This is a genomic window from Streptomyces sp. SLBN-118, assembly GCF_006715635.1.
Taxonomy (GTDB): Bacteria; Actinomycetota; Actinomycetes; order Streptomycetales; family Streptomycetaceae; genus Streptomyces.
Genome location: NZ_VFNP01000002.1, coordinates 198,914 through 214,063 on the forward strand (window position 1 = coordinate 198,914; position 15,150 = coordinate 214,063).

The 15,150-nt window shown below is 67.4% G+C and carries 13 protein-coding genes and 2 pseudogenes; 6 read left to right on the forward strand and 9 right to left on the reverse strand.

Features of this window, described 5'->3' with window-relative positions; genetic code table 11:
* Window positions 1-2 precede the first annotated feature (2 nt).
* The 5 genes and pseudogenes from FBY35_RS19375 to FBY35_RS37290 all read right to left on the reverse strand — a co-directional run.
* A complete protein-coding gene (locus tag FBY35_RS19375; RefSeq protein ID WP_142215288.1) occupies window positions 3-1,121 on the reverse strand; it encodes a haloacid dehalogenase-like hydrolase in 1,119 nt (372 codons plus the stop codon).
* A 354-nt stretch (window positions 1,122-1,475) separates the two neighbouring features.
* Window positions 1,476-1,868 carry a nuclear transport factor 2 family protein gene (locus FBY35_RS19380; RefSeq protein ID WP_142215289.1) on the reverse strand — a complete coding sequence of 131 codons (393 nt, stop codon included), beginning with the start codon at window positions 1,866-1,868 and terminating at the stop codon, window positions 1,476-1,478.
* 65 nt (window positions 1,869-1,933) lie between these two features.
* Entirely contained in the window at window positions 1,934-2,677 is a 744-nt protein-coding gene (locus FBY35_RS19385) for an alpha/beta hydrolase family protein (RefSeq protein ID WP_399209454.1), read from the reverse strand.
* A 20-nt stretch (window positions 2,678-2,697) separates the two neighbouring features.
* Window positions 2,698-2,846 (reverse strand): annotated as a pseudogene (locus FBY35_RS38080) (IS5/IS1182 family transposase); the annotation flags it as partial.
* Window positions 2,847-2,998: 152 nt separating this feature from the next.
* Window positions 2,999-3,190, reverse strand: a pseudogene (locus tag FBY35_RS37290) (SAM-dependent methyltransferase); the annotation flags it as partial.
* Window positions 3,191-3,322: 132 nt separating this feature from the next.
* Between FBY35_RS37290 and FBY35_RS37765 the strand changes: the two are divergent.
* Complete coding sequence (locus FBY35_RS37765; protein ID WP_313904682.1) at window positions 3,323-3,628, forward strand: hypothetical protein; 306 nt, start codon at window positions 3,323-3,325, stop codon at window positions 3,626-3,628.
* The gene (locus FBY35_RS37770) at window positions 3,625-3,879 is read left to right on the forward strand and encodes a hypothetical protein (protein WP_313904731.1); all 255 of its coding nucleotides are present in this window, start codon (window positions 3,625-3,627) and stop codon (window positions 3,877-3,879) included. The genes FBY35_RS37765 and FBY35_RS37770 overlap by 4 nt, the downstream gene beginning before the upstream one ends.
* Here the strand turns inward: FBY35_RS37770 and FBY35_RS19405 are convergent.
* Window positions 3,827-4,102, reverse strand: coding sequence for a transposase (locus FBY35_RS19405; protein ID WP_399208475.1), 276 nt, complete (start codon window positions 4,100-4,102; stop codon window positions 3,827-3,829). The genes FBY35_RS37770 and FBY35_RS19405 overlap by 53 nt on opposite strands.
* Window positions 4,103-4,717: 615 nt before the next feature.
* Between FBY35_RS19405 and FBY35_RS19410 the strand changes: the two genes are divergently transcribed.
* On the forward strand, window positions 4,718-6,229 hold the full coding sequence (locus FBY35_RS19410) for a S8 family serine peptidase (protein WP_160159293.1): 1,512 nt from the start codon (window positions 4,718-4,720) through the stop codon (window positions 6,227-6,229).
* A 590-nt stretch (window positions 6,230-6,819) separates the two neighbouring features.
* On the opposite strand, the gene FBY35_RS19415 is transcribed toward FBY35_RS19410, so the two are convergent.
* The gene (locus tag FBY35_RS19415) at window positions 6,820-7,521 is read right to left on the reverse strand and encodes a metalloregulator ArsR/SmtB family transcription factor (RefSeq protein WP_260848934.1); all 702 of its coding nucleotides are present in this window, start codon (window positions 7,519-7,521) and stop codon (window positions 6,820-6,822) included.
* Window positions 7,522-7,605: 84 nt separating this feature from the next.
* On the opposite strand from FBY35_RS19415, the gene FBY35_RS19420 reads away from it, so the two are divergent.
* The 3 genes from FBY35_RS19420 to FBY35_RS19430 all read left to right on the forward strand — a co-directional run bounded on the left by FBY35_RS19420 (window position 7,606) and on the right by FBY35_RS19430 (window position 10,800).
* Window positions 7,606-8,043, forward strand: coding sequence for a hypothetical protein (locus FBY35_RS19420; protein WP_142215292.1), 438 nt, complete (start codon window positions 7,606-7,608; stop codon window positions 8,041-8,043).
* A gap of 189 nt (window positions 8,044-8,232) precedes the next feature.
* Window positions 8,233-9,348, forward strand: coding sequence for a transaldolase (gene tal / locus FBY35_RS19425; protein ID WP_142215293.1), 1,116 nt, complete (start codon window positions 8,233-8,235; stop codon window positions 9,346-9,348).
* Between the two features lie 201 nt (window positions 9,349-9,549).
* A complete protein-coding gene (locus tag FBY35_RS19430; protein ID WP_142215294.1) occupies window positions 9,550-10,800 on the forward strand; it encodes an NAD(P)/FAD-dependent oxidoreductase in 1,251 nt (416 codons plus the stop codon).
* Between the two features lie 499 nt (window positions 10,801-11,299).
* Here the strand turns inward: FBY35_RS19430 and FBY35_RS19435 are convergent, their stop codons facing one another.
* Both FBY35_RS19435 and FBY35_RS19440 read right to left on the reverse strand, forming a co-directional pair.
* Window positions 11,300-12,358, reverse strand: a complete 1,059-nt coding sequence (locus FBY35_RS19435) for a hypothetical protein (RefSeq protein ID WP_260848733.1) — start codon at window positions 12,356-12,358, stop codon at window positions 11,300-11,302.
* 434 nt (window positions 12,359-12,792) lie between these two features.
* A complete protein-coding gene (locus FBY35_RS19440; protein ID WP_142215295.1) occupies window positions 12,793-14,823 on the reverse strand; it encodes a spermidine synthase in 2,031 nt (676 codons plus the stop codon).
* Window positions 14,824-15,150 lie beyond the last annotated feature (327 nt).

The window sequence follows — 15,150 nt, forward strand, 5'->3', positions numbered from 1 at the left end:
GCTCAGCCGCCGATCTCTGCAGGCTTGACGACGATCCAGTTGCGGTCGGCGTCGACGCGAACTCCCGCCTCCTTCTGCTCATCGACCCGCTTGGCCTTCTCCAACTGCAGCGCGTCGGTGTACTTCTGCTTGCGGTTGACCCACACCCTTTCACCGCCGGCCTGCACATCGGTGTCGAAGAGCATGAACCAGTCACTGGGTGCGTCACCGGCGACGAGCACCGGCCGCTTGTAGTGGGCGATGTATTCCTTGATACCGGCGAGCTTGCCGACATACCAGGTGCCCGGGGTCCACAGGTAGGGCGTGACCTCCATCCCCATGTGCTTGCTCTTCGGGTACTCCGCGTCGAGGAAGTGCCCCTTCTCGATCTGCTTGCGTGCGGTGGTCAGTTCGCCGGTTGCGGGATCGCGCAGCAGTGTGGTGACACCGATGACGTTCTTCGGATCGATGCCGAGGCCGTAGGCAGGGTCGGAGACCACCATGCGTACCAGCTCTTCATGAGCGGCGGTCATGACGTAGACAGTGATCCCGTGCTTGCGCAGTTCGTTGATGAGCTGGCGCTGGCCGGGGTAGATGCGTGGCGGGTTGACCGTACTGTGCACGGTTTCGTTGCCCTCGTAGTACGCGACCGGTATGGGCTTGCCGTAGGCGAAGAGGTCGTCGACATGGCCCTTGAGTGTCTCGAGGGTGAGCCCGGAGAAGACCTGCGCGACCCACGGGTAGCAGACCTTGTCGTCGATTTCGCACAGCCGCACGTAGTAGGAGTAGAGGCTCTCACCGTCGCGGAAGGGGATCAGTTTCAACGACGGATCGAGGTGGTCCCGGTCCAGCACGCCCTTCATCTCGAGGTAGGGCAGCAGTGATTCCTCGAGGTCGTAGCGCCAGATGGTGTTGTCCGCGTCGAAGACGGCGTAGTCGCCGTGGTCGGAGAACTTGGAGATGAGTTTCTGCAGCCGCTTCTCCTGGGCGTGCGGCCAGGAGCTCAGGTCCGCGTGGCGGCTGCCCCCGGCGGCGCCCGCGGGACCGTCGGCGGCCTGTGCCAGCACGGGGCCGAGCGTCAGCGCAGCAACAGCGGTTACGGCGCTGAGGATGCTGACCAGAAAACGCCGGGCAGTGGGCATGGAACTACCGCCTCTCGGGGTCGGTTGCGGTTCCGCATTACGCAATGCCATGTGGCATGCGCAACGAGGGAAGCGGATCCGGGCGATGGGTGTCAAGAGTCAGGACGCCCCCTGATGCCCGCGGCTTGAAATGGGCTGCGTGGTGGCGGTGTGGCCGCGGGCCACCCGACTGCCTCTACCTGCGCACTTGGGGGCACCGACCGTCGCGAACATGCGAAGCGACCGGCAGCCGGCCGCCACGTGCTGATCTATCCCATGATCTGGGGCCTGCCAGGAAAGGCCCCCGGGACCGACCACCGTCGCGCCTTCCAGGTGGACCTGCACTGACTCACTGCATCACGCGCCGCGACCCATTCAGCGGGCGCTGCCGAGGTTGCGGTCGGCGTCGGAGCCCTTGAGCATCAGGGTGGCCTCCTCGATGCGTTGGAAGCGGCCGTCGGGGGCGACGTCGGCGAAGACGTAGACCTCCATGCTGACGGTCGAGCCGTCCTTCTTCGTGATGTGGCAGGTGTGCCGGTCGGCGTACTTGTTGCCGTCGTACAGCTCCTCGTGCACTTCGACTTCGCCGCCGGCGACGAGCGTGCGCAGGTGGGCGATGTGGTCGAGGAACTGGGTTCGGTCGGCCCACTCGCCGTCCGTGCGCTGGCGGTAGTCGGGGGTGAAGTGGCGGTCGGCGGCCTCGTCCAGGGTGATCTCGTCATTGAGAAGCAGGTCGGTGAGTGCGGCCTTGATGCCGGTGCGGGTCATGAGAGTTCCTTACGTGCAGATTCGAGTGAGACGGGATTCGTGGCGGTGCCTGGCGGCCCGGGAATTCAGGCTGTCGTGGCGAAGGTGTCGTCGAGCCAGTCATAGATGCGGGCAAGGGAAAGGCGCATGGCTCCGGGGTGGCAGTGGGCGCCGGCGCCTTCTTCGGCGGTGAACACCATGAAGGTCTTGGGGCAGGTGAGGTGGTCGTAGAGCTGCTCGGGCTGGCCCTTGAAGAATTCATCCTCGGCGGCGTCGCAGACGAGGGTGGGGCACTGAATCTGTTCGGCGATGCCGTTGTCGAGGGTGTAGTCGAGGTAGGAGGCGCTGAAGGCGCGGGGGGTGTCGACGCCCATGACGTACATGCCGTGGTTGATCGCCCAGCGTGCAGTCGCGTCGTTGGCCATGATCTGCTCGAATGAGGCATCGAGTTCGGGGGCGGACTGCGCACGCAGGAACTGTTCGGCCGCCTTGCGGTCGCCCGGGATGTTGCGGACGGATATCTGGCCGAGGTCGTAGACGCCGTCGACGGCGATCAGCGCGGCGAGCCGGTGCTCGAAGGCAGCGGACCGCGGCGCGAGGATGCCGCCCATGCTGGAACCGAGCAGCGCGATACGGCCGTTGTCGACCTCGGGGAGGGTTTCCGCGAAGTCCACCACGGGAGTGATGACGTTCTCCCAGTCGGGGCGGAAGACCAGGCCCTCGCGGTGCCGCGGCCCGGGCTGTCCGGGGCCGTCGAAGACCAGCACGGTGTAGCCGCGTTCCACGGCCGCGAGCGCGCCGCTGAAGTGAAGTTCCTCGCCGCCGGCCATGTCGGCCAGGCGCTGATCGTGCCGCAGCACGGCCAGCACGATGGTCGCGATCCTCCCCGGCCGACAGTGCCCGCCACCTGGACCGTATCAACCTCAGGTGGCCGCGCAGCAGATCGGCGAGGTGGTTCACGGTGCGCGTGGACAGCGGCAGGCGGCACTGGTAGACCAGGGACACGGTGTCCCCGGCATGCTTATTGGTTTTCGTCACACAATTCCAACAGCCGCCGGGGGCACCTTGGTTACACCACGTGGTGATACGGCCCTGCCTCACCACCACGCGCACAGGGCAAGGCCAGTGGCATCCATCCCGGCCATGCGGAGCTACCGCGTTGGCGGGAATGGGTAGACGGAGACGTGCGAACGCGATTCGGCGGTGAATGTGGCGCCGGCCCAGTCCGCATGCCTGGTCTCCAGTTCGAAGCCGGCCAGCTGGGGCCACAAGGCGAGTTCGGCCGGCCAAATGCAGCGATGAGGGCTGAGGAACAACCGGGCCTGCTGGGTCTCATCGAAGCGGGATTTGTCTTGCAAGCCCAGAAGCAACTTCTCAGAAGCCGTATCTCAACCGAACGTGATCCCTTGATTCCTACTGGTCAGGCATGGTTTTGCTCGGGGTGAGGGAGGCATGCGGCGTCTTGTGTCCGCTTCATGACCGAGGGGTGCGCGGTGGCGTCGGTGCTGGGAATGCTGGAGGAGCGGGAGGTGGCTGCCCGGGTTCGGGTGGAGGGGTTGCGGGAGGAAGTCGCGCGGTTGGCTGAGGTGTTGGAGGCCGCGGAGATCGAGCTGGACCGGCGGGTGATCGCGCGGGAGGAACTGGTCGAGGCGTTGGCCGCCTCGGCGGCCGAGGCGACTGCCGTGACCGAGCCCCCGACCGAGTCCGAGCGGGCAACAGCGCCTTTGGCTGCACCGGTGCCGGGCTCGATGGTGCCGCAGTGGCGGGACGGGTGCCGGTGACGGTGCTGACGCAGGACTACCAGCGGATTCTGGACGTGCTGGAGGAGCGGCGGTCAGCGGGCAGGGGACCGGCGAAGGCCAAGGAGATCGCGGTGGGGCTGGGTCTTCCGACGACGCCGGCGAAGGTCGAGGGGGTACGCTCGAAGGCCAGGCGCCTGGCGGAGCGCGGGTGGCTCCTGCAGGAGACGTCGGGGATGTTCAGCGCCGGCCGGCGGCCCGTGGCCGCGCCAGACGCCGGCCCGTCCGCGTGACCATCGACCACCGGATCACCGCTTCGCTGGTGGCGGGCAGGGTCTCGTAATCACGGGCCAGACGGCGGGAGTTCATCAGCCACGCGAACGTGCGCTCTGCTACCCAGCGTCTGGGGAGCACCACGAACCCTGTCATGTCGTCGGTGCGCTTGACGATCTCCAAGGTCAGGGCGAGTTTGTTCCGGCACCAGTCGACGAGGCCACGTGCGCGAGGCAATCGCACGACACGGCGGGCGAGTTGAAGTGAACGGGCTCGGGCGCGTACAACTGCGACAACAGGGCCTCCTGGTACTGCTCGGTTCGGTTCGTACCTCCGAGCTACCAAGGGGCCCTGCCTTCATGCGCGTACGGGCGGAAGATCACCCAACCAGGAACTCCGTTCGACTTGCAGGTTCCAAGATCGGTAGAGATACGGCTTCTAAGACCGCTCTGCGCAGGCGCGAGCAGGGAGCTTCAACATCCACTCGCCCGCCGGGCTCGCTGAACCGCAGGCCGCCGTCGTCGGCCATTCCGGACGCAGTTGGTCGTGGAGAGTAGCGCCACCGCTGCCAGCTCAGGCGATCACCTCGGCATTTCGTCAGCCCGTCACCACCTGCATTTCGTCGGTTCCCCAGCACTCCGAGAGGGCGTGGGCCCGGCGCCGATGCCCCGGTGTCGCCGGCCTGGGCTGATCGGCGGATTCTTCCCGGCCCGGTGAGACCGGCCCGGCGAGGCGCCTGCCTGACCCGCTGTGCTGCTCCTACCGTCCCATCCTGTCGATCTTCGGTGCTGGATGCTGGAGGAACTGGTGGGACTGCCGCGTTGTCTCTCGTTGCGTTCCGGTGCGGTCGCTTGTGCCGTGCTGTCAGCGGTCATTGCCACGACCGCCGTTCCCGGCCGTGCGCGGGCTGTGCCCGCCGCGGACGCTGCGGCGGTGGAGCGGTGGATCGTGGTGCTGAAAGACTCCGTGGCCGATCCGGGCGCGGTCGCCAACCAGCACGCGCAGAGCGAGGGTAAGGGCCGGGTGCGGCATGTGTACAACGCCGCCGCGGGCGGGAACGCCCTGAAGGGCTATGCCCTGGAGGCGACCGCCACGCAGATCCAGGCCATCCGCGCCGACCCGCGCGTTGCTTCGGTCGAACGCGACCAGAAGGTGTCCCTGCCCAAGCCCCTCAAGGGTGCCGCACCCCGGGCGCGGCGGAAACTGTCGGGCACGCCGGGCAGCGGGGGTGTGCGGTATGCGGGCGACCCGCTGCTGGCCGGGCAGTGGGGCCCGTTCCGGATCGGAACCGTGGGAGGCGCCGACAAGGGGTTCACCGTGCCCGCACCCGCCCGGGTCGGGGTGGCCGAGCTGGACTCCGGTGTCGACTTCAACCACCCGGACCTTCGGGTGGCCGGCAGCGTCAACTTCTCCGACGCCCCCACCGCGGACGACCTCCTCGGCCACGGGACACACGTCGCGGGGATCATCCAGGCGCTCAACAACGGCATCGGCGTGGAAGGCACCGCCCCCGGCACCAAACTGTGGAACGTCAAAGTCCTCGGTGACGACGGCACTGCAGACTTCTCCGATCTTGTCGCAGGCTTGGACTGGGTCACCCGGAACGCCAAGGCGAAGAACATCCGTGTCGCCAATATGAGCCTGACTTCACCAGTCAGCAGCCCGGCGCTGCACGAAGCCGTCCGGGTGGCCACTCGGGCGGGAGTCACCGTGTCGGCCGCCGCAGGCAACGAGAGTACGAATCAGCCGCAGTATCCGGCGGCCTACCCGGAAGCGATCGGCGTCGCCGCCACCACAGTGTTCAACCAACGGGCCGACTTCTCCAACTACGGAGCGACGTGGGTGGACATCGCCGCCCCCGGCACAGACATCCTCTCCACCGGGCCCACTCACCCCAACGGCTTCTTCCTGCCGGAATACGCCTACCTCTCCGGCACGAGCATGGCCACACCCTTCGCCTCGGGCACCATCGCGCTGTGCCTGACCTCCGGGCACTGCCGGGGAACCACCAACGACATCCTGGCCACACTCGGCCGGGACTCCCTGCGCATCTCCGGCACCGGCACGGACTACCGCTACGGACTGGTCCAGGCCGCCTGCTACTGGCAGCACATTCCCAAGTGCCACAGCATCACCGTCGGCCGCGGCAAAGTCGTCTCCAGGAAGTCCCTGAAGGCCCGCACACAACCCACCAGCCACTCCGCCGAGGCCGGCAACCTCCGCCCCGGCCAGACCATCACGATCGACTGCAAGGCCAAAGGCCAATGGGTCAAGGGCAACAACATCTGGTACAAACTCGGCCAGAACCCACGCGGCTGGGCCCCCGCACGCCACATCAAGAACCTCAACGCCATCCCCTACTGCACATGAACACACCAGAGGTAAACAGCCGGATCAGAAACAGTCCACCATGTCTCTGACGGGACGCCTCGCCAGCGTGAAGATCCCTCGTCGATCCCACCCGCCGGACCCACGACCTGGTCCGCCAGCTCAAGGTCCTCGGCCGCGACGTCACCCTCGCGCCAGCAGCCTGACCAGCAACTCCGTCCAACCCCTGGCCAACGATGGGCGCAGCCTGCCCTGATGCAGGGAGGCCGGCCACCATCACGGCGCAGGGAAGGGCTCACACGCGTCCGCAGTGTTGCTGGTTCTCATCGACATTTCCGGGCTCTGTGATCGCTAAGTGCTACCCAAAACCGTCGCCAAACGTTCCTCGATCTCACTTACAGAACCAATCACGGAGCGTGTCGCGCTGTGCCGGCCCCTGCGGTACGGGCAACGGGGAGGGCTCAGGCCCCATGAACAGGCGGCGAGAACGGATACGCATGCCGGCCGTCGAGGGCTTCGAGGCGGGTGAGAAGAACACGGCTATCGCGAAAACCTGCGAGTCAGTGTGCGATCAGTAGAGCGCTGGAAGCGGTCCTGGCGCGAGAACGCCATGGACGGCGTCGTGGTACGCCTCAGGAGGGCCGTGCGGTCCCGGACGGTGAGGAAGCCGGGTGCAGGCGGACACAGCAGTGACCGGGGCTGGGCTCCAGGCATGCCTGGAGCCCGTCTTCGTCGAGCCCTTCCAGCACGCCTCGGAGCAGGTGGAGGTTCATGCCGCACACGGTCTGGGTGTGTTCGCGTGCAAGCGCGTGGAAGGGGCAGTTGCCCAGGACGATCGCATCACCTTCACAGCGGGGTTCGAAACCGTTCCCTTCCAGCAGGTCGAAGACACCCGTCTTGCCTTCGGCGAGCTGTGTGCCCAGCTCTCGGGCCTTTCGGTGCAGGGCGGTCCGCACCGGTTCGCCCGTGGCTTCGGATTCCTCCAGGGCCTGGGCGAGGAGCCGTCCGGCCAGTTCGTAGTGCCGCTCGGGCAGGCTGACGGTGACCTGCTTGGTGGAGCGCTTGTAGAGCTTGGCGGGCCGGCCGGCACCCGGACCGGTCCGGCCGCTGCGCCGCTCGTAGACGACGTCGAGCAGCGATTCGTCGGCCAGGCGGTCCAGGTGGAAGGCCGCGGTCTGCCGGGCGAGGCCCAGGGCCTCGGCGGCTTCGTCGCGGCTGACCGGCCCCTGCTGGCGCACGACGTGGTTGTAGAGCCTCCTGCGGGTCGGCTCGTCGAGAGCGGCGACGGCGGAGACATCGGGTCGTGCTGCTTCTTTGGGGTGGTCCATGAACACCAGTGTAAAACCAGCAGCCATTGACTAAAGAGAAATTCCGCGCTTCTATCGTTAGTGAAAGTTGTCGATAGAAAGAAGGGCGTCATGTCGTCCGCAACCACAACCACCACGTCCGCCACACCCCGGCGGGCCGTGCTCACCGAACCCGGCTACCAGGCGTTCGTCATCCTGCGTACCGGCTTCACCGTGGCGCCGATCCTGTTCGGGCTGGACAAGTTCGCCAACCTGCTCGTCGACTGGCCCACCTACCTCGCGCCATGGATCAACGACATCGTTCCCGGCAGCGCCCAGGCAGCCATGTACGCCGTGGGAGTCATCGAGATCGTCGCGGGCCTTGTCGTCGCTCTCACCCCGCGCTTCGGCGGCTGGCTGGTCGCCGGATGGCTCGCCGGCATCATCGTCAATCTGCTGACCATCCCCGGCTACTACGACATCGCGCTGCGCGACTTCGGACTCCTGCTCGGCGCGGTCGCCCTCGCCCGGCTCGCCCAGCACTACCACGGCAAGCGGCCCTCTCACTAACGACAGGCAGCAGCCACAGAAGGTGACGAGGCGGGTGGGCCCCGCAGTCGGCTCACCCGCACGCGTTGCCGTGGCGGCCTCGACAGCCCCGAACGCAGTACGCACCCGCCCGGCATCAAATCGCCGGTGTGGTCGCCGGCCTCCCGGGTGTGTGAGTGCCCTGCCCGAAGCGACGCAAGGGAGAAGATCATGAGTGAGAACCTGGACCGGCTGGCCGCAGAAGGCGTAGCGATCTGGCTGGATGATTTGAGCCGGGAGCGGCTCGCCAGTGGCGGCCTGGCCGACTTGGTGCGTGAACAGCAGGTAGTGGGCATCACCAGCAACCCGACGATCTTTGCCAAGGCGATCCGCTCGGGTGCCCGCTACGACGAGCAGGTAGACGATCTTGCCCGGCGCGGGATTAGGGTCGAGGAAGCCATCAGGTTGCTGACCGCATTCGACGTGCGCTGGGCCTGCGACGTGCTGCGCCCGGTGTACGAGGCCAGCGGCGGGGTGGATGGCCGGGTTTCGATCGAGGTGGACCCGCGAGTCGCCCACGACACGGCGGCAACGATCGCCGAGGCACGGGCCCTGTGGTGGCTGGTGGACCGGCCGAACATGTTCGTGAAGATCCCCGCCACGCAGCAGGGCCTGGAGGCGATCAGCACGGCGCTCGCCGAGGGCATCAGTATCAACGTGACGTTGATCTTCTCTCTGGACCGTTACGACCAAGTGCTCCGCGCTTTCCTGGACGGCGTGGGCAGGGCACAGGCAGCGGGACGTGACCTGGCGTCCATCGCGTCGGTGGCCTCCTTCTTCGTCAGCCGGGTGGACACCGAGGTCGACAGCCGACTGGACAAGATCGGCACGCCGGAGGCGGGGGCCCTGCGCGGCCGGGCCGCGATCGCCAACGCACGCCTGGCCTACCAGCACTTCGAGCAGGCGTGCGCGTCAGACCGATGGAAGGCCCTGGCGGCGGCCGGGATGCGCCCGCAACGACCTCTGTGGGCCTCCACCGGGGTGAAGGACCCCGCCTACGACGACACCCGCTACGTCGACGAACTGGTGGCGAAAGAGGTGGTCAACACCATGCCGGAGCAGACCCTGCGCGCGGTTGCGGACCGCGGCCGCGTCCAAGGCGACACAATCCATGGCACCTATGCGGCAGCCCAGCAGGTACTTGATGGCCTGGAGGCTGTCGGAGTGTCGTATGACGACGTGGTGCGTGTGCTGGAGGACGAGGGCATCAGCAAGTTCACGGCCTCCGCCGACGAGCTGTTCGAGCAGCTGAATACCGAACTGCACACCAAGCGCGCCGCAGCCTGATGCAGCCGGCCGCCGACGGACGATCCCGGCGTAGCTATCTCCTGCGACCACCGATCGGCAGACACACCGGGCACAGATCAACCGTCCGTACAGCAGCGCCACCGCCGAGATGGACTGGCCATATGCAACGCTGGCGGGGACCAACTCGCGAGCGGACCGGCATCGTTCTGCGGGCAGAGCCAACGCAGCAGAGGAGAGGACATGTCCGCGAACACAGCATTCGTGATCATCGGAGCCGGCCTGGCTGGTGCGAAGGCAGCACAAACCCTCCGGGCAGAGGGCTTCGACGGCCCGGTCGTGCTGCTCGGAGAGGAGAGCGAGCGCCCTTACGAACGGCCGCCGCTCTCCAAGGGCTACCTGCTGGGCAAGGACGAGCGTGAGTCGGTCTACGTCCACCCCTCCCAGTGGTACGCCGAGCACGACGTCGACCTGCGCCTGGGCGCCACCGTCGAGGCGATCGACCCGAGCGGCCATGAAGTGACGCTCGCTGACGGCAGCCGGCTCGGCTACGCGAAGCTGCTCCTGACCACCGGCTCCTCACCGCGCCCCCTGCCGGTGCCCGGCGACGGCCTCGACGGGGTCCATTACCTGCGCCGGCTCGCCGACAGCGACCGCATCAAGGAATCCCTTGAGTCCGCATCCCGCATCGCGGTGATCGGCGCCGGCTGGATCGGTCTGGAGACGGCTGCCGCAGCTCGCGCGATGGGTGTGGAGGTCACGGTGCTGGGGTCAGCCCAACTCCCCCTGCTGCGCGTGCTGGGCCGCGAAGTCGCCCAGATCTTCGCCGACCTGCACACCGACCACGAAGTCGACCTGCGCTCCGGTGTCCAAGTCGCTGAGATCACCGGGGCTGATGGCCGGGCGAACGGCGTGCTGCTGGCCGACGGCAGCCACGTCGACGCCGACGCGGTCATCGTCGGTGTCGGCATCACCCCCAACACCCAGCTCGCCGCAGCCGCCGGCCTCGACGTCGACAACGGCATCCGTGTCGACGCCCACCTGCGCACCTCACACCCGGACGTCTACGCCGCCGGGGACGTCGCCAACGCCTTCCACCCGCTGCTCGACAAGCACATCCGCGTCGAACACTGGGCCAACGCCCTCAACCAGCCCCAGACCGCGGCCAAGACGATGCTCGGCCAGGACGTGGCCTACGACCGCGTTCCGTACTTCTTCACAGACCAGTACGACCTGGGCATGGAGTACACCGGGTACGTCGAACCCGGCGGATACGACCAGGTGGTCTTCCGCGGTCGGCCCGAGACCCGCGAATTCATCGCTTTCTGGCTCGCCGAGAGCCGGGTACTGGCCGGCATGAACGTCAACGTCTGGGACGTCACGGACCCGATCCGCAGCCTCGTCGTCTCCGGGCACCAGATCGCCCCCGCCAGGCTCGCCGACCCCAACGTACCTCTGGACGAACTCCTGGAACGTCCCGACTCGACGACGTGACACGGGACAAGGGGTCGGCCTTCCAAGGTGACAGCCACGCCCATCGGAGCGCACACCGACGGAGGGCGTCGCGGGCCATGGAGGGGCCTGAAGACCGGCGACGTCGTTGCGTGGTGGTGGTTCATCAGCTGCCCGGGCGGGGGCGCCGGCTCCCTCGGGCAGGAGCGGGGCGACTCAATCGCCCGACCTCGCCCATGGTGTTGACGGTGCCGGGTTGGTACGGGCTCCTGCCGGGAGCTGGCCGACTCGACCACGACCAGGATCCGCGGAGTGGCCCGATGGATCTGCGCACGCTATACGGGACCGCTCAGAATCGACGAGATCACCGCCGTGGCGCAGATGTGAGCCAGGCCGAAGCCGAGCGGAGGTCCGCCCTCCTCAGCCTTGAGAAGTACGTAGTGGAAGTTGATCTCACTGAGCGGCCCGTGGCCGTCCGTCCCTCATTCCACCCGGTTCAGCGGCCATCACGCCCTCCTGCCATGCTGACATCCGCTTCGCCTCATGGCGCGGAGGGCGCAAACATCAAGAGGTACACGCCGTAGGTCAACGAGAACGCGGCGAGACCGGCTCCCAGCACTGCGCCGGTCCGCAGCCTGGCTTTGGACATCGCCATCGCCGCCGGGAGGAGCAGAGGGAAAGCCGGAAGGAGGAGGCGCGGCTTCACGACGAAGTAGTTGGCGCCGCCGAAGGCGATCACCACAAGGACACCGGTGTACACCAGGAGGGGCAGAGGCGGCCGGTCGAGGATGAGCAGTACCAGAGCAATCAGTGCCACGGCCAGAACGGCAGCCACCACGTATTCGGAAAGCCTGCCCCCTTTGAAGATCAGCTGTCCTGTGAAGGCCATGGCATGGCGGCCGAAGTCGAACCGCGACCCCCACTCCCGCTGAACCTCGAAATATCCCAGGGGGTTGCCGGAGCGCATTCCCACCCAGGCAACGTACCCGAGCCACCCAAGTGGTGCGAGCGGGAGCACCGCCCAGACCCGGGGGTTTCTGCGGGTCTGCGGCCGCGACCACAGTGCGGCGACGGCGGTGCAGATGACTGCCGCGGCGACCGCTACGCCATTGGGGCGAGCAAGTCCCGCGAGCAGAGCCAGGCAGCCGGACCATATCCAGCGGTTGGTGAGTGCCGCGTAGAGCGACCAGGCTGCCAGGGCCGTCATCAGCGACTCGGTGTACGCCATGGTCTGCACCACTGCGTGCGGCAAGAGGGCCCAGAGGATGACAAGGCACGTGCCCACCCGCCGGCCGTACACATGGGCGCCGACGGCGTAGATACCCCAGGATGCTGCACCCGCTGACAGCCAGGCGACCAGGAGTCCCGCGCTGACGAGGCTGATCGGAAGGACAGCGGAAGCAGCCCTTTCGAGACCGGGGAAGAGCGGGAAGAACGCAAGGTCGGTGTGGGAGATGCCCAGCTGGGACCTTACGACCCTGCCGTAGCCGTCTCGCGCCACACTCGCGTACCAGGCCGCGTCATACGAAAGCCCCAGCAGCTTGCGTGGGTGCCGGCCCCCTGCCCATGCGCAGGCTGCAATGACAGCCAGGCCGGCCATGCGCACCACGGCATAGATGCCGATGGCCGGCGCGGCCCTGCCCCATGCGTCACGCGCACGTTTCCACGCACCTTTTGTCCACTCAACGCTGGACGTTGCAGGGGCCGCCACAGCACACCTCCGACGCGAACCTCGCAGCCTTGCGGCCCCGCAGGAGGACGCCGTGGGGGCACCTGCAACCCTGCGCGCCTGGTATAGCGTGTGCCACTTGGGATGATCCAGTCGGAGGACGGCCCATGGCAGCGGCGGCGAGCTCGCCCCGGCCCAGGTCACTGAGGGGCCGTGGACTTCGAGCGCCCCTGGCGCGCTCGGACTTATGCGGCGGCTGGGCGTGCGCCGCACAAGCAGATGAAGCGGCGGGGACTGGAAACGGAACGTCAACCGCCGCGCCAGTCCCCTCCCTACTGAGATGACGGCTACAGCCGCCGCTTCTTTCAGCCGCGGACGGTGACGTTGTCGCCGACGTGCCCTTCAAGGGACGTGGGCGGCCCCGGGCGGCGGCCGCCGATCCGCATCGCGATGCAGGCGCCCGCGTACAGCACGGCCACCACGAGCAGCAGCGCCTGATACCCGGTGAGCAGGGCGAGGTATTCGAGCGTGCCGCCGGTGAGGGCGCCCAGCAGGTTCGCACCGAAGGCCGCTGTGGGATCCGGGGCGAGCGCGAGGCGGTCGGAGAAGAGGAGATTGGCGCAGAAGATCGGCGCGAAGGCCAGGGCGATCGCCGCCGCGAGCCGTGGGGCGACGGGCAGCGCCAGCACCAGGTGCGCGGGGACGAGCCAGGCCACGGCCAGCGACGCGAAGAGCAGCAGTTGGAGCACCGTCCGGTTGGGCGATGCCAGACGGCGCCGGACTTCCACGGCGGCCAGCACTGCGAGGAGCACGCCGATGAACACCAGGGCGTTCACCAGCCACGTCGTACCGAAATAGAGGGCGAAGCCGATCACGTTCTTCGTTTCCAGCAGCATGAACGCCGCGCCCATCAAGAACATGTCCGTGTAGCGGACGGTCCGCCGGATGCGCACACCGGTGAGGCGCACCGACAGGACCGTCATCAGCAGGATCGCTCCCAGCGCCCCCAGGTAGAGCCTGGGGATCGTCCGGTGAAGGAGGTAGGGGAACGGGTGGTCGTCGGTTACGGCGGCAGGCACGGCGCCGCTCGGCTGCCACTCCTTCGCGCAGGACTGGTCCGCCGGTGTGCGGCCTGCCACCAGAACCGCCCAGTTCTTGCTGAACGTCGTCATGCACGGCGCGTGGCCGTACACATCGGTGAGGCTGCCGCCGAACCGGTCGATCAGCCAGCTCTGCCGGTAGAAGTTGTACATGGCGAACGCGCCGTGCGGGGCGACATGCTTGCGTGCTGCCTCGAAGGCCTGCCGGGTGAACAGATAGCTCTCCAAACGGAGATTGCTCGCGCCCCCTACGAGTGTCAGCGAGTCGGGCAGCGCCAGGACGACGAGGTCGTACCGAGCGCTGGTCTGTTCCAGGAACGCCCGCCCGTCGTTGATGTGCACGTGCACCCTGGGGTTGGAATACGGCTTCGCGGGGTGGTGCTGGGCACCGATCTGCTGCAGACCGGGATCGATCTCGACGGCATCCACGCGCTCGGCTCCGTGCGCCAGCGCGACCGCTACGTCGTTCCCGTTCCCCGCTCCGATGACGAGCACGCGTTTGTGCGGGTTGGCGGGGGTCTCGTCGTACGGCTGCCTGTACGGCGTATGCCGCATCAGCACCGGGAGCGGCGCGATGCTCTGATGCGGCACGCCGTTGGCGGAGATCCTGTAGGACCGCGTGTGCGTGACCTGGATCTTGTAGTAGGGCGACCAGGACACACCTGGCGTCATGGACTCGAGCGCGAGGGCAGCCACCATCGCGGCCAGCGGGATCGTGTACAGGACGGTGTTCCGGCGTCCGCCGAGGACCAGCATTGCCAGGGCGGCGAGCACGCCCCACACGACCGACGGAGCGCGGAGCCAGGACAGCAGTGCGAAGGAGACGGAGCCCGCCAGGCTGCCGAGCAGGTCGTACCGGTAGGCGGTCAGCGACGGCAGCCGGCGGAACAGATCCGCCGTGATCTTCCCGATCGCGGTCATGATGAGCGCGGTCAGCAGGAACAGGGCGGGCAGCGTCACCCACGCCGGAAGGCCCGTTGCCACCACGGAGGTGAAATAGATGACCTGGCCGCTTTCCTGTCGCACCTGGACCGGGAACTCGCGTACCAGGACGACGAGAAGGGCCAGTGGTACGGGGGCCAGACGTTTCAGCCACTGCCCGCGCGCCGCGGGAATCAGGAATCCCAGACCGATGCCGAGGAACGAGCCCAGTAGAATGAAATTCGAGAAGTAGCTGAGATGGACGACATTGGCACCTGACCAACGGATCAGCGCCAACTCGACGAACAGCATCGTGGCGCTGGCCAGCAACAGCCGTGGGGGCACCGATCCGAGGGATTTTCCGGTGTCTTTCATGCCCCCGCACGGTGCCATCTCACGCGCGGTGAATCGACGCGCCGTGCCGAGGTTCCGCCGGAGGAAATGGCAAAGCCGGCGGCGCGCGGCGATGCGACGGGATGTCGCGGGAATCGACGTGTACTGACGCTCTACCAGGTCTCCAGAGAAACGCAGCTACTTCTCGCCCCGCGGACCGTCATGTGAGCAGGGCGCGGATCGCCGCGCGGAGTGCATCAGGGCCGGGATCTGCGCTGCCCCGCGCCGACCAGGCGATCGAAGACGACGCCGTCGAGGCCTGAACGACGACGGACGCCCGCCGTGCGGCATTCGGGATGCCGACAGCTG

Coding starts and splice junctions, on each gene's coding strand:
- FBY35_RS19375 (WP_142215288.1), bottom strand. CDS start 1,121: ATGCCCACTGCCCGGCGTTTTCTGGTCAGCATCCTCAGCGCCGTAACC.
- FBY35_RS19380 (WP_142215289.1), bottom strand. CDS start 1,868: ATGACCCGCACCGGCATCAAGGCCGCACTCACCGACCTGCTTCTCAAT.
- FBY35_RS19385 (WP_399209454.1), bottom strand. CDS start 2,677: ATGGCCGGCGGCGAGGAACTTCACTTCAGCGGCGCGCTCGCGGCCGTG.
- FBY35_RS37765 (WP_313904682.1), top strand. CDS start 3,323: ATGACCGAGGGGTGCGCGGTGGCGTCGGTGCTGGGAATGCTGGAGGAG.
- FBY35_RS19420 (WP_142215292.1), top strand. CDS start 7,606: ATGTCGTCCGCAACCACAACCACCACGTCCGCCACACCCCGGCGGGCC.
- tal (WP_142215293.1), top strand. CDS start 8,233: ATGAGTGAGAACCTGGACCGGCTGGCCGCAGAAGGCGTAGCGATCTGG.
- FBY35_RS19430 (WP_142215294.1), top strand. CDS start 9,550: ATGTCCGCGAACACAGCATTCGTGATCATCGGAGCCGGCCTGGCTGGT.
- FBY35_RS19435 (WP_260848733.1), bottom strand. CDS start 12,358: ATGGCCGGCCTGGCTGTCATTGCAGCCTGCGCATGGGCAGGGGGCCGG.
- FBY35_RS19440 (WP_142215295.1), bottom strand. CDS start 14,823: ATGAAAGACACCGGAAAATCCCTCGGATCGGTGCCCCCACGGCTGTTG.